Annotated in this window: 9 protein-coding genes and 2 pseudogenes; 7 read left to right on the forward strand and 4 right to left on the reverse strand. The window is 75.2% G+C overall.

What is annotated here, in order from left to right; translation table 11 throughout:
• The 4 genes from kdpB to OVA14_RS04875 form a co-directional block, all read right to left on the reverse strand.
• Positions 1–2,130 carry a potassium-transporting ATPase subunit KdpB gene (kdpB, locus tag OVA14_RS04860; RefSeq protein WP_267505139.1) on the reverse strand — a complete coding sequence of 710 codons (2,130 nt, stop codon included), beginning with the start codon at positions 2,128–2,130 and terminating at the stop codon, positions 1–3.
• On the reverse strand, positions 2,127–3,818 hold the full coding sequence (gene kdpA / locus OVA14_RS04865; protein ID WP_420710614.1) for a potassium-transporting ATPase subunit KdpA: 1,692 nt from the start codon (positions 3,816–3,818) through the stop codon (positions 2,127–2,129). Before kdpA ends, kdpB begins: the two co-directional genes overlap by 4 nt.
• A 79-nt stretch (positions 3,819–3,897) precedes the next feature.
• Positions 3,898–4,065 (reverse strand): hypothetical protein, encoded by a 168-nt coding sequence (locus OVA14_RS04870; protein WP_267505141.1) that lies wholly within the window; start codon positions 4,063–4,065, stop codon positions 3,898–3,900.
• 84 nt (positions 4,066–4,149) lie between these two features.
• Positions 4,150–5,208 carry a magnesium and cobalt transport protein CorA gene (locus tag OVA14_RS04875; protein ID WP_267505142.1) on the reverse strand — a complete coding sequence of 353 codons (1,059 nt, stop codon included), beginning with the start codon at positions 5,206–5,208 and terminating at the stop codon, positions 4,150–4,152.
• A 291-nt stretch (positions 5,209–5,499) separates the two neighbouring features.
• On the opposite strand from OVA14_RS04875, the pseudogene OVA14_RS04880 reads away from it, so the two are divergent.
• The 7 genes and pseudogenes from OVA14_RS04880 to OVA14_RS04905 all read left to right on the forward strand — a co-directional run.
• Positions 5,500–5,955 (forward strand): annotated as a pseudogene (locus OVA14_RS04880) (ATP-binding cassette domain-containing protein); the annotation flags it as partial.
• A gap of 941 nt (positions 5,956–6,896) precedes the next feature.
• Positions 6,897–6,995, forward strand: a pseudogene (locus OVA14_RS13780) (hypothetical protein); the annotation flags it as partial.
• 539 nt (positions 6,996–7,534) lie between these two features.
• Positions 7,535–8,587 (forward strand): serine hydrolase domain-containing protein, encoded by a 1,053-nt coding sequence (locus OVA14_RS04885; protein WP_267505143.1) that lies wholly within the window; start codon positions 7,535–7,537, stop codon positions 8,585–8,587.
• A gap of 76 nt (positions 8,588–8,663) precedes the next feature.
• Positions 8,664–9,116 (forward strand): hypothetical protein, encoded by a 453-nt coding sequence (locus tag OVA14_RS04890; protein WP_267505144.1) that lies wholly within the window; start codon positions 8,664–8,666, stop codon positions 9,114–9,116.
• Between the two features lie 145 nt (positions 9,117–9,261).
• Entirely contained in the window at positions 9,262–10,242 is a 981-nt protein-coding gene (gene hemB, locus OVA14_RS04895; protein ID WP_267505145.1) for a porphobilinogen synthase, read from the forward strand.
• A complete protein-coding gene (hemL, locus tag OVA14_RS04900) occupies positions 10,239–11,543 on the forward strand; it encodes a glutamate-1-semialdehyde 2,1-aminomutase (protein ID WP_267505146.1) in 1,305 nt (434 codons plus the stop codon). The genes hemB and hemL overlap by 4 nt, the downstream gene beginning before the upstream one ends.
• A gap of 99 nt (positions 11,544–11,642) precedes the next feature.
• Positions 11,643–12,287, forward strand: a complete 645-nt coding sequence (locus tag OVA14_RS04905) for a hypothetical protein (RefSeq protein ID WP_267505147.1) — start codon at positions 11,643–11,645, stop codon at positions 12,285–12,287.
• Positions 12,288–12,289 lie beyond the last annotated feature (2 nt).

The raw sequence follows: 12,289 nt of genomic DNA on the forward strand, positions 1-12,289 counted from the left end.
TCAGAGGCCCGGGATGAGGCTCACGACGAGGTCGATGAGCTTGATGCCGAGGAAGGGGGCGATGACGCCGCCGAGGCCGTAGATCAGCAGGTTCCGGGACAGCATCCTCGAGGCGCTCTCGGCGCGGGTGCGCACGCCGCGGAGGGCGAGGGGCACGAGCGCGACGATGACGAGCGCGTTGAAGATGACCGCCGAGAGGATGGCCGAGGCGGGCGACGACAGCTGCATGATGTTGAGCGGCGCGAGCTGGGGCAGCGCGACCGCGAACATCGCGGGGATGATCGCGAAGTACTTCGCGATGTCGTTGGCGATCGAGAAGGTCGTGAGCGCGCCGCGGGTGACGAGCAGCTGCTTGCCGATCCGCACCACGTCGATGAGCTTCGTCGGGTCGGAGTCGAGGTCGACCATGTTGCCGGCCTCCTTCGCGGCGGAGGTGCCGGAGTTCATGGCGACGCCGACGTCGGCCTGCGCGAGCGCGGGCGCGTCGTTCGTGCCGTCGCCCGTCATCGCGACGAGGCGGCCGCCCTCCTGCTCCTTGCGGATGAGCGCGAGCTTGTCCTCCGGCGTCGCCTCGGCGAGCACGTCGTCGACGCCGGCCTCCTCGGCGATCGCCGTGGCGGTGAGGCGGTTGTCGCCCGTGATCATCACGGTGCGGATGCCCATGGCGCGCAGCTCCGCGAAGCGCTCCTTCAGGCCGTCCTTCACGATGTCCTTGAGGTGGACGACGCCGAGCGGGCGCGCCATGTCGCCGATGCGCTCCGCGACCACGAGCGGCGTGCCGCCGGAGCGGGCGATCTCGTCGACGCTCGCCTGCAGGCGCACGTCGGCCTCCTGCCCGAGCCACGCGAGCACGGCGCTCGAGGCGCCCTTGCGGATCTCGCGGGTGCCGCGCGCGTCGGGCAGGTCGACGCCCGACATGCGGGTCTGGGCCGTGAACTCCACGGGCACGCCCTCCGCCTCGCCGACGCGGTGGCCGTCGCGGCGCGCGAGCTCGACGATCGAGGCGCCCTCGGGCGTCGGGTCGGCGAGCGAGCCGGCCGCGGCGGCCTCGGCGAGCTCGGCCACGTCGACGCCGGGCATCGGCAGGAAGGCGACGGCGCGGCGGTTGCCGTGCGTGATCGTGCCGGTCTTGTCGAGCAGCAGGGTGGAGACGTCGCCCGCCGCCTCGACGGCACGGCCCGACATCGCGAGCACGTTGCGCTGCACGAGGCGGTCCATGCCGGCGATGCCGATGGCGCTGAGGAGCGCGCCGATCGTCGTGGGGATGAGGCACACGAGCAGGGCGACGAGCACGGTGACGCTCACGGGGCTCGCGACGTAGCCCGCGATGGGGTTGATCGTGAGCGTGACGACGAGGAACACGATCGAGAGGCTCGCGAGCAGGATCTCGAGCGCGATCTCGTTGGGCGTGCGCTGCCGGTCGGCGCCCTCGACGAGCCCGATCATCCGGTCGACGAAGCTCTCGCCCGGCTTCGTCGTGATGCGCACGACGATGCGGTCGCTCAGCACGCGCGTGCCGCCGGTGACGGCGCTGCGGTCGCCGCCGGACTCGCGCACGACGGGCGCCGATTCGCCCGTGATGGCCGACTCGTCGACGCTCGCGATGCCGTGCACGATCTCGCCGTCGCCCGGGATGACCTCGCCGGCGACGACGACCACGTGGTCGCCGAGGCGCAGCTCGCTCGAGGCGACCTCCTCGAGGTCGGCGCCCTCCGCGCCGCGGTCGGCGGGCGACCAGGCGGCGAGGCGGCGGGCGGCGGTGGTCGTGCGCGTGCGGCGGAGGCTGTCGGCCTGCGCCTTGCCGCGGCCCTCGGCCACCGACTCCGCGAGGTTCGCGAAGAGCACGGTGAGCCACAGCCAGATCGCGATGGCCCACGTGAACAGCAGCGAGGGCTGGCCGGGCTCCGGCAGGAACGGCTGCGCGATCGCGATGGCGGTCGTGAGGGCCGCGCCCGCCTCGACGATGAGCATGACGGGGGTGCGCAGCATGTGCTTCGGGTGCAGCTTGCGCAGCGCGCCGGGCAGGGCGGCGCGCACCTGCGCCGCGGTGAGGGCGCGGCTCGGGCGGGTGCCGGAGCGGGGCGCCGAGGCGGCGTCCGCCTCGGTCGGGGTGTGCTGGGTGACGGTCACAGGAGGCCCTCCGCGATGGGTCCGAGGGTGAGGATGGGGAAGTAGGTGAGCGCCGTGACGATCACGGTCACGCCCACGAGGAGGCCGACGAACAGCGGCCGGTGCGTCGGCAGCGTGCCGACGGTGACGGGGCGGCGGCCCTGCGCGGCGAGCGTGCCGGCGAGCGCGAGCACGAGCACGATCGGCACGAAGCGGCCGAGCAGCATCGCGACGGCGAGCGCGGGCGCGAGCCAGTCGGTCGAGGCGGTGAGGCCCGCGAAGGCGGAGCCGTTGTTGTTCGCCGCCGACGTGAAGGCGTAGAGCACCTCCGTCATGCCGTGGAGGCCCGGGTTCCAGATCGAGGTGCCCGTCACCGACTCGCGCACGCCGGGGATGGCGAAGCTGAGCGCGGTGCCGACGAGCACGAGCGCGGGCCCGACGAGGATGTAGAGCGCCGCGAGCTTCATCTCGCGCGGCCCGATCTGCTTGCCGAGGTACTCGGGCGTGCGCCCCACGAGGAGGCCCGCGACGAACACGGCGATGATCGCGAGCACGAGGATGCCGTAGAGGCCGGCGCCGACGCCGCCGGGGGCGACCTCGCCGAGCATCATGTTGAGCAGCGGCATCATGCCGCCGAGCGCCGTCCACGAGTCGTGCATCGAGTTCACGGCGCCCGTCGAGGTCAGCGTGGAGGCGGTGCCGAAGAGGGCAGAGCCGAGCACGCCGAAGCGCACCTCCTTGCCCTCCATGGCGCCGCCCGCGAGCTCGGGCGCGGTGCCCGCGCCGATGCTCTCGGCCGCGGAGGCGGCGACGAGCGAGACGGCGGCGAGCACGGCCATGGTGCCGAGGATCGCGAGGCCCTGGCGGCGGTCGCCGACCATGGTGCCGTAGGTGCGCGTGAGCGCGACGGGGATGAGGAGCAGCAGCGCGATCTGCAGCAGGCTCGTCCAGGCCGTGGGGTTCTCGAGCGGGTGCGCGGCGTTCGCGTTGAAGAAGCCGCCGCCGTTCGTGCCGAGGTTCTTGATCGCCTCCTGCGAGGCGACGGGGCCGAGCGGCACGGTCACCTGGGCGCCCGTGAGGCTCGTGGCGGTGCCGAAGGGCGAGAGGGTCTGCACGACGCCGCCGAGCACGAGCACGAGCGCCGCGAGCGCCGACAGGGGCAGCAGGATGCGCACGCACGCGCGGGTGAGGTCGACCCAGAACGAGCCGATGGTGCCGGTGCGCACGCGCGCGAGGCCGCGCACGAGCGCGATCGCGACGACGATGCCGACGGCGGCCGAGACGAAGTTCTGCACCGTGAGGCCGCCGAGCTGCACGAGGTGGCCCATCGTGAGCTCCGGCGAGTACGACTGCCAGTTCGTGTTCGTCGTGAACGACGCGGCGGTGTTGAGGGCGAGCAGCTCGGGCACGGCGGGCAGGCCGTTCGAGAGCGGCAGGAGCGCCTGGGTGCGCTGCAGCAGGTAGAGCAGCAGCACGCTGATGAGCGAGAACGCGAGCAGCGCCTTCGCGTAGGCCTGCCAGGACTGCTCGCGAGCGGGGTCGACGCCGAGCAGGCGGTAGGCGCCGCGCTCGACGGCGAGGTGCCGCTCGCTCGTGAAGGTGCGGGCCATGAAGTCGCCCGCGGGCTTCCAGGCGAGGGCGAGCAGGAGCACGAGCGCGGCGACCTGGCCGATGCCCGCGAGGAGGGTGGTGGTGTCCACGGCGGTCATCCCTCCGGGTGCACGAGCGTGCGGAGCAGGAGGCCGAGCGCGGCGATGCCGAGCGCGAGCGCGATGATGTCGAAGGCGATCACAGCGAGTCGGCGCCCTTCACGAGGAGGCCGAGGAGCGCGAAGATCGCGATCGTGCCGGCGACGACGACGAGGTCGAGCATGTGGAGTCCAATCCCGGTGCTGGGTGCTGGCGGCGCCGCACGCGGCAGCCGGGCCCGTGGCGCGGACCGAGGACGATCGAACACCCGTCGCCCGCGCCCCGAGCCCGCTCCTCACGAACCCCTCACGCACTCCCTCACGGGCCTCACGCACCCCTCACGGGGCGGCGCTCAGAGCCAGCGGTTGCGCTTGAAGGCCACCCACAGGCCCACGCCGAGCGCCGCCATCGCGACGATCGACGCCGGGTAGCCCCACTCCCACGCGAGCTCGGGCATGTGCTCGAAGTTCATGCCGTAGACGGTGCCGACGAGGCTCGGGGCGAAGAGGATCGCGGCCCAGCTCGTGATCCGCTTGATCTCGTCGTTCTGCGAGATCGCCTGCTCCGAGAGCCGCTGCGTCTCCTCGCTCTGCGCGAGCCCAGCCTCCGAGAGTCGCCGCATCGCGTCGTTCTGCTGCTGCGAGACGAGCGTCGAGTGCACGGTGAGGGCGCTCTCCAGGAGCGTGCGGAACGCCTCGGCCCGCTCGGCGATCCGGAGCGCGTGGTCGAGGACGTCGCGGTAGCGCGTCTGCAGCTCGACGGCGAGGTCGTACTTGTCGGCGCCGTCGAGCAGCGACTCGACGATGCCGCGGAGCGGGCTCGTGGCGCGCTGGAAGCCGATGACCTCGCTGAGCAGCTCGTAGATGCGGCGCGAGACCTGCTCGTCGCCGCCGAAGAGCGAGTCCTCGATCTCGTCGATGTCGTTCTCGAGGCCCGCGACGACGGGGCTGTAGCCGTCGACGATCTGGTCGAGCACCGCGTAGAGCACCGACTCGGGGCCGAGGCGCAGCAGCTCGGGGCTCGCCTCCATGCGCGTGCGGACGCCGGTGAGCTCCGGCTTGGCCGCATGGCGCACGGTCACGACGAAGCTCGGCCCGATGAACACGTGCACCTCGCCGAAGTGCACGGTCTCGGTCGCGTCGACGTACCAGGCGGGCCGCAGCACGAGGAAGAGCGTGTCGCCGTAGCGCTCGACCTTGGGGCGCTGGTGGCCCTTGCGCGCGTCCTCGACGGCGAGCGGGTGGAGCGAGAACTCCTCGGCCACCGCCGCGAGCTCGCCCGCGCTGGGTTGGAACAGCCCGATCCAGGCCATGCCCGAGTGCTCGTGCAGCTCCTCGAAGGTGTCCTCGAGGCTCGGGGGCGTCGATCGGCGCACGCCGTCCACGTAGATCGCGTTGTCGATCAGAGCCATCGTGCCCGCCTTCCCGCCCGTGTCCGCGGGCAGTCCCGGCGGCCTCTCGCCGCCCCCAGGGAGCATAGATCGGCGCCGGCCGCGCCGATGCGCACGCTCGCCGGGGCTTCCGGAGGCCGCACGGCTCCGGTAGCGTGGCCGGGTCCTCGCCGGTGGTGTCAGCACCGGCGCCGCAGACACCGGGAGACGCCAGCATGACCGAGATCCACGGAGCCGCGACCGCGCGCTGACCCGACGACCCACGCATCGTCGACGCATCCGTCAGCGCACCCCACGCTCTCGGAGGACCTCTTGGCACATCCCGCCATCGCGCTCTCGCGCGTCCAGCTCACCTGGCCCGACGGCACCGTCGCGCTCGACGGCGTCACCGGCGCCCTCGGCCACGGCACCACCGGGCTCGTCGGCCGCAACGGCGCCGGCAAGACCACCCTGCTGCGCCTCATCGCCGGCGAGCTCGCGCCCACCGCGGGCGAGCTCTCGGTGCAGGGCGGCGTCGCGACGCTGCCGCAGCGGCTCGCGCTCGGCCCGGGCACCGTCGCCGACGCGCTCGGCATCGCGCCCGTGCTCGCCGCGATCGAGGCCGTGGAGGCCGGCGACGTCGCGCAGGCGCGCTTCGACGCCATCGGCGACCGCTGGGGCGTCGAGGCCGAGGCGCTCGCGGCCCTCGCCGCCCTCGGGCTCGCCGGCGACGCGGCGCTGCTGCGGCGTCCCGTCGCGTCGCTCTCGGGCGGCGAGGCGGTGCTCGTGGGGCTCGCGGCCATCCGGCTGCAGCGCGCCGACGTCGCCCTGCTCGACGAGCCCACGAACGACCTCGACGCCGAGGCGCGCTCGCGCCTGCACGACGCCGTCGGCTCCTGGCGCGGCACGCTCGTGGTCGTCAGCCACGACGTCGCGCTCCTCGAGCGCGTCGACCGCATCGCCGAGCTCCACGGGCGGGAGCTGCGCACCTTCGAGGGCCCGTACTCCGCCTACCGCGCGGCGATCGAGGCCGAGCAGGCCGCGGCGGCGCAGGACGTGCGCGACGCCGAGGCGCTCGTGCGGCGCGAGCGGCGCGACCGCATCGCGGCGAACGAGCAGCGGCAGCGCGCGGAGGCCGCGGGTCGCCGAGCGTCGCTGGCGGGCGGCATCCCGAAGATCGTCGCGAACGGCCTGAAGAACAGCGCCGAGCGCACGACCGCGCGCTCGAAGGGCCTCCACGAGGGCCGGGAGGCGGGCGCCGTCGCGCAGGCTCGAGGCGGCCGAGGCGCGCGTGCGCGACGACGCGACCATCCGCATCCGCCTGCCCGAGACGCGCGTGCCCGCCGGGCGCGACGTGCTCGCGCTGCGGACGCCCGACGGCCGCGACCTCCTGGTGCGCGGGCCCGAACGCGTGGCGCTCACGGGGCGCAACGGCGCGGGCAAGTCGACGCTGCTCGGCGCGATCGCGCGCTTCGGCGGCGACGGGCGCGCCCCGCTCGGCGCGCCCGAGCCCGCCGCGCGCGTCGTGCACCGCATCCGGGAGGCGGGGATGCTGCCGCAGCGCATCCGCTTCGACGACGAGGCCGTCGGCCTCGTGGAGGCGGTGCGCCAGACCGCGCCGGAGCGGCCGCCGGGGGAGGTGCGGGCGCAGCTCGCGCGCTTCGGCTTCCGCGGGGCGCGCGGCGAGCAGCGGGTGGCGCAGGCTCTCCGGCGGCGAGCGGTTCCGGCTCGCGCTCGCGAGGCTGCTGCTCGCGGAGCCCGCGCCGCGGCTGCTGCTGCTCGACGAGCCCACGAACTCGCTCGACCTCGCGTCGATCGACCGGCTCGTCGAGGCGCTCGCGGCCCACGAGGGCGCCCTCGTCGTGGTGAGCCACGACGAGCCCTTCCTCGAGCGCCTCGGCATCACGCGCCGCTGGTCGATCGCCGACGGCGTCCTCGTCGACCGCCCCGCCTGACCGCCCCGCCCAGCCCGACGCCCCGCCCCGCCTGACGGCCCGCCCCGCCTGACCGCCCCGCCCCGCCCGACGCCCCGCCCCGGCTACCCAGCCCGCCCAGCCCGCTCGGGTGTGGTCGCTTCGCGCCCCTTCCGGCCCCTCTGCCGGGCCTCACGTGACCACACCAGGGGCCGTGAGCGACCACACCCCGGCTGGGTGTGGTCACTTCGCGCCCCTCTCCGCCCGCTCCGAGGGCCTGAAGCGACCACACTCCGCCGGCGCGGGGCGCGGGGCGCGGGGCGCGGGGCGCAGGGCTGGCGGGGCGCGGGGCCGGCCGGCCACGGGGCTGGCGGGGCGCCACGGGGCCGGGTAGCGTCGGTCGGCTGGCCGCACGGCCACCCGCACCGCCCGGTCCGGCGGCGACAGGGGAGACCATGCCCGGCACGACCACGCCCAGCGCCCGCATCCAGGTGGACGAGGCAGCGCTCGACGCGGCCATCGCGGAGGCGTCGTTCTCGGGCGTCGTCGTCGTCGACGTCGGGGGCGAGCGCGTGCTCGAGCGCGCCGAGGGCTGGATGCACCGCGGCTTCCGCGTGCCCATGCGGGCCGATGCCCGCATCGCGATCGCGAGCGGCAGCAAGCTGCTCACGGCGCTCGCGGTGCTGCGGCTCGTCGAGCAGGGCGCGCTGCGGCTCGACCAGCGGGTGCGCGAGCTGCTCGGCCACGACCTGCCGCTCATCGACGACGCCGTCACGGTCGAGCACCTGCTGGGCCACACCTCCGGCATCGGCGACTACCTCGACGAGGAGGGGGACTGGTCGCCCGCCGACTTCCCGCTGACCGTGCCGCCGCACGCGCTCACGACGGCGGAGGCGTTCCTGCCGCTGCTCGGCGGCTTCCCGCAGCAGCACGCGCCCGGCGCCCGCTTCGCCTACTGCAACGGGGGCTACGCGGTGCTCGCGATCGTGCTCGAGCGCGTCGCGGGCGAACCCTTCCAGGCGGTCGTCCGCCGCCTCGTGCTCGAGCCCGCGGGTCTCGCCGCCACCGACCACCTCCGGCTCGATGCGCTGCCGGGCGACGCCGCGCGACCCTACGTCTTCGACGAGGGCGACGAGGAGGCCGTGCTGCGCCTGCCCGTGCAGGGCAGCGGCGACGGCGGCGCGTTCACCACGGCCGCCGACCTCCATCGCCTCTGGCTCGCGCTGCTCGACGGGCGCATCGTTCGCCCGGAGACGGTCGCGCTGATGACCGCGCCGCGCCACGAGGTGCCCGGCGAGGGGAAGCGCGCGGGCCTGGGCGTGTTCCTCCACGGCGAGCACGACGCGCTCGTCGTGGAGGGATGGGATGCGGGGGCGTCGTTCCGCTCGACCCACCTCATCGCCTCCCGCACCACCGTGAGCGTGCTCGGCAGCACCTCCGACGGCGGCTGGCCCGTGATCGGCGCGCTCGAGCCGGCGATCGACGCGGCGCTCGCGGCGGGCGCCTGAGCGGGGATCGGCCGCGCGTTCGATCGAGCGCGGATCGCCCGGCCCGCGCGGCCGCCCGCGGTGGCAGGATCGCGGCATGAGCGATCCGCACGTGCTGGGGGAGGGCCTCGCGCCCACGCCGTTCACCGCCGAGGAGATCCGGCGCGGCTGCCCCGACGGGCACGAGCTGCGCATCCGGACCACGGAGGGCGGCGCGACGAGCCTGCGCGCCAGCCGCTTCGAGGACGGCGACGCCGAGGGCGCGACCATCGTCTCCGGCCCCGTCGACGAGGCGGGCGCGTGGCTCGGCGAGCCGGTGCGGGCCCGCGCCACCTGGGCGCAGCTGCAGGCACACGCCGCCTTCCCCGCCGACCGCACGACGATCGCGGCCGAGCGCGTCGCGCTCTCGATCGGCGAGCGCGACTGCCTGTGCTACGCGGTGCGGGGCGAGGAGGGGGTCAGCACGTTCTGGTTCGCGCTCGCGCACCCCGGCATGCCGCTGCGGTACGGCTCGGGCGACGCGCTCGTGGAGGTCGTCGCCATCCGCTGAGGCGTGCGCCGGCGGCTCCGTCGGCGATCGGGGACCCCCGCGCGCATCGGGGACCCCAGGAGCGGGTCCCGGATGCGCGAAGGGGTCCGCGATCGAGCGGGCCGACCCGGCCGCGGGTGGGCGCGCGAGAGTACCCTGGAGGGACATGAACCCCACCCTCCGCCCCCGCCGGCTGCGGCAGAGCGCGCCCATGCGCCGCCTCGCGGCCGAGACCCGCATCCACCCCGCCCAGCTCGTGCTGCCGATGTTCGTGGCCGAGGGCATCGACGAGCCGAAGCCGATCTCGTCGATGCCGGGCCAGGTGCAGCACACGCTCGACTCGGCCGCCCGCGAGGTGGAGCGCGCGATCGCGGCGGGCGTCGGCGGCGTCATGCTCTTCGGCGTGCCCGAGCGCAAGGACGCCGTGGGCTCCGGCGCCGACGACCCCGAGGGCATCCTCAACCGCGCCACCGCGTTCCTCGCGGAGCGCTTCGGCGACCAGACGGTGATCCAGACCGACCTGTGCCTCGACGAGTTCACCGACCACGGCCACTGCGGCGTGCTGTCGGCAGACGGCGAGGTCGACAACGACGCCACGCTCGAGCGCTACGCCGCCATGGCGATCGCGCAGGCCGAGGCCGGCAGCAGGCTGCTGGGCCTCAGCGGCATGATGGACGGCCAGGTCGCGCACGTGCGCGAGGCGCTCGACGCCGCGGGGCACGAGGGCACCGCGATCCTCGCCTACTCGGCCAAGTACGCCTCCGCGCTCTACGGCCCCTTCCGCGAGGCCGTCGACTCGAGCCTGACGGGCGACCGCAAGACCTACCAGCAGGATCCCGCGAACCGCCGCGAGGGCCTCCGCGAGGCGCTGCTCGACATCGCCGAGGGCGCCGACGTCGTCATGGTGAAGCCTGCGAGCCTCTACCTCGACGTGCTCGCCGACGTCGCCGCGGCGTCCGACGTGCCCGTGTGGGCGTACCAGGTCTCCGGCGAGTACGCGATGGTCGAGGCCGCTGCCGCGAACGGCTGGATCGACCGCGACCGCCTCATCGCCGAGAGCCTCACGAGCATCGTGCGCGCAGGCGCCGACGCCGTGCTCACCTACTGGGCGATCGAGCAGGCCGAGTGGATGGGGGCGCGCGCATGAGCACGAACGCAGAGCTCTTCGAGCGCGCGAAGGCCGCGATCCCCGGCGGCGTCAACAGCCCCGTGCGCGCCTTCGGCTCGGTCGGCGGCACGCCTCGCTTCCTCGTCGACGCGAAGGGCCCGCACGTCACCGACGCCGAGGGCCGCCAGCTCGTCGACCTCGTGGCCAGCTGGGGTCCGGCGATCCTCGGGCACGGGCATCCGGAGGTCATCCGCGCCGTGCAGGACGCCGCGTCGCACGGCCTCTCGTTCGGCGCGTCGACGCCCGCCGAGGCGCTGCTGGCCGAGGAGGTCGAGGCGCGCGTCGCCCCCGTGGAGCGCCTCCGCATGGTGTCCACGGGCACCGAGGCGACGATGACGGCCATCCGGCTCGCGCGCGGCGCGACGGGCCGCGAGCTGCTCGTGAAGTTCGACGGGCACTACCACGGGCACTCCGACGGCCTGCTCGTGGCCGCGGGCTCGGGCCTCGCGACGCTGGCGATGCCCGGCTCCGCCGGCATCCCGGAGGCCGTGGCCGCCACGACGCTCGTCGTGCCCTACAACGACCGGGCCGCGATCGAGGCCGTCTTCGCGGCGCACGGCGACCGCATCGCGGCCGTCATCGTCGAGGCGGCGGCCGCCAACATGGGCGTCGTGCTGCCCGACGGCGACTTCAACGCCTTCCTCGCCCGCACGGCGCACGCGCACGGCGCGCTGCTCATCAGCGACGAGGTGCTCACGGGGTTCCGCGTGCACCGCGCGGGCATGTGGGGCCTCGAGGGCTGGACGGGCGACGACGCCCCCGACCTCCTGACCTTCGGCAAGGTCATCGGCGGCGGCATGCCGCTCGCCGCGCTCGGCGGCCGCCGCGAGCTCATGGAGCTGCTGGCGCCGCTCGGCCCGGTGTACCAGGCGGGCACGCTCTCGGGGAACCCCGTCGCGGTCGCGGCGGGCCTCACCACGCTGCGCCTCGCCACCGACGACGTCTACGACCGCCTCGGCCACGCGGCCGACGTCATCACGGCCGCGCTCGCGGATGCGCTCGCGGCCGAGGGCGTCGCGCACGCGATCAGCCGGGTCGGCAGCCTCTTCTCGGTCGCGTTCCGCGAGGGCGCCCCGCGCGACTTCGACGAGGTGCGGGCGCAGGACGCGTTCCGCTACCCGCCGTTCTTCCACGCGATGCTCGAGGCGGGCGTGAGCCTGCCGCCGAGCGTGTTCGAGGCCTGGTTCGTGACGGCCGCGCACGACGAGGCGGCGCTCGGCCGCATCGTCGAGGCGCTCCCGGGCGCTGCCCGCGCGGCGGCCGCGGCGACGCGCGACTGAGCCGCGGCGCCCCGGCGCCGGCGGCGCTCGCGTCCCCCGACCGCTGGGGGAGCGCTGGGAGCCCTCGACGGCGGCGCCGCGCGGGCGTAGCGTGAGCGCATGGCGAGCCGCCCGGGGTGCCCCAGCTGCGGCACGGCCCTGCGCGAGATCGTCTGGGGCTACGGCACGATCGCCGATGTGGCCGACGCCGGCGAGGTGGTGATCGGCGGCTGCGTCGTCGACGTCGACCAGGACGGCCGGGTGGCTGTGCTGCAGTGCCCCGCGTGCGGCACCCGCACCGACGACGCCGGCGTCGCGCTCGCGCAGCCCGCGCCGGTCGTGGGCGTCGTCGAGCACCCCTTCAGCGTCGGGATGGGCGGAGCCGGCACCGCGCCGGCCGCCGCGGATCGGGAGGTCGTCATGACGGATGCGCAGCAGCCGGGCTGGAGCGGAGAGGACTTCGGCGGCGCGGTCGGCGAGGGCTCGTGGCCAGGCCGGGCCGAGCCGTACGCCTCCCGCGAGGATGCGCTGCCGCCGGCCTCCGCGCCGCTGCCCGACCACGTGGCGCCGTACGCCTCGCGCGACCGCGAGGCGCCGCCCGCGGGGACGAGCACGTGGCACGACCACATCGACCCCGTCGAGCCGCCGAAGCCAGGGCCCGATCGCGCAGCAGCGCCCGATGCGGCGCGCGAGGCTGCCGACACCGGCACGAGCGACGTCACCGACGCCGAGGAGGAGGGCTGGCCGCCGAGCCGCTCCGACTGATG

Origin of the sequence: Agrococcus sp. SL85 (genome assembly GCF_026625845.1) — a bacterium.
Classification (GTDB): Bacteria; Actinomycetota; Actinomycetes; order Actinomycetales; family Microbacteriaceae; genus Agrococcus.

Bases quoted from the DNA above. Each gene is read 5' to 3' on its own strand.
- hemL (WP_267505146.1), top strand. From the start codon at position 10,239: ATGAGCACGAACGCAGAGCTCTTCGAGCGCGCGAAGGCCGCGATCCCC.
- OVA14_RS04885 (WP_267505143.1), top strand. From the start codon at position 7,535: ATGCCCGGCACGACCACGCCCAGCGCCCGCATCCAGGTGGACGAGGCA.
- OVA14_RS04890 (WP_267505144.1), top strand. From the start codon at position 8,664: ATGAGCGATCCGCACGTGCTGGGGGAGGGCCTCGCGCCCACGCCGTTC.
- OVA14_RS04905 (WP_267505147.1), top strand. From the start codon at position 11,643: ATGGCGAGCCGCCCGGGGTGCCCCAGCTGCGGCACGGCCCTGCGCGAG.
- kdpA (WP_420710614.1), bottom strand. From the start codon at position 3,818: ATGACCGCCGTGGACACCACCACCCTCCTCGCGGGCATCGGCCAGGTC.
- OVA14_RS04875 (WP_267505142.1), bottom strand. From the start codon at position 5,208: ATGGCTCTGATCGACAACGCGATCTACGTGGACGGCGTGCGCCGATCG.
- hemB (WP_267505145.1), top strand. From the start codon at position 9,262: ATGAACCCCACCCTCCGCCCCCGCCGGCTGCGGCAGAGCGCGCCCATG.